This window comes from Microbacterium sp. K41 (assembly GCF_004794395.1).
Taxonomy (GTDB): domain Bacteria; phylum Actinomycetota; class Actinomycetes; order Actinomycetales; family Microbacteriaceae; genus Microbacterium; species Microbacterium sufflavum.
The window spans coordinates 1-320 of the sequence record NZ_SSDO01000222.1 but is presented as its reverse complement, the minus strand read 5'-3'; the positions used below and the strand labels follow the sequence as shown (position 1 = coordinate 320).

Below are 320 nucleotides of genomic sequence, written 5' to 3'. Positions count from 1 at the left end.
CGACGGCGCGGCCGACTGGGTCGTGCGGCAGAGCCTCGCCCTGCCGGGGGTGGAGCTGCCGTGCCGGGTGCGGTTCGACGCGGCTTCGCGGCGCCTGCTGATCCCCGGGTACGGGAACGGGGCGCTCGGGGTGGTCGACCTCGACCGGGACGGCGGCTTCGCCGCGGCCGCCCGAGTGGTCGCGTTCACCGGCGGTGGACCCGACCCCGAACGACAGGACGGCCCGCACGCCCACGACGCCCTCGCGCTCGCCGCCGGCATCGGCGTGACCGACCTCGGCGCGGACGTGCTGCGCATCCTCGACCCGACGACCCTCGCCG

General features: G+C 77.8%; 1 protein-coding gene. It reads left to right on the top strand.

Going from position 1 to position 320, the window contains the following annotated elements; translation table 11 throughout:
* The coding region (locus DW309_RS06085) for a beta-propeller fold lactonase family protein (RefSeq protein ID WP_136044856.1) at nt 1-320 on the top strand (320 nt) is incomplete at both ends.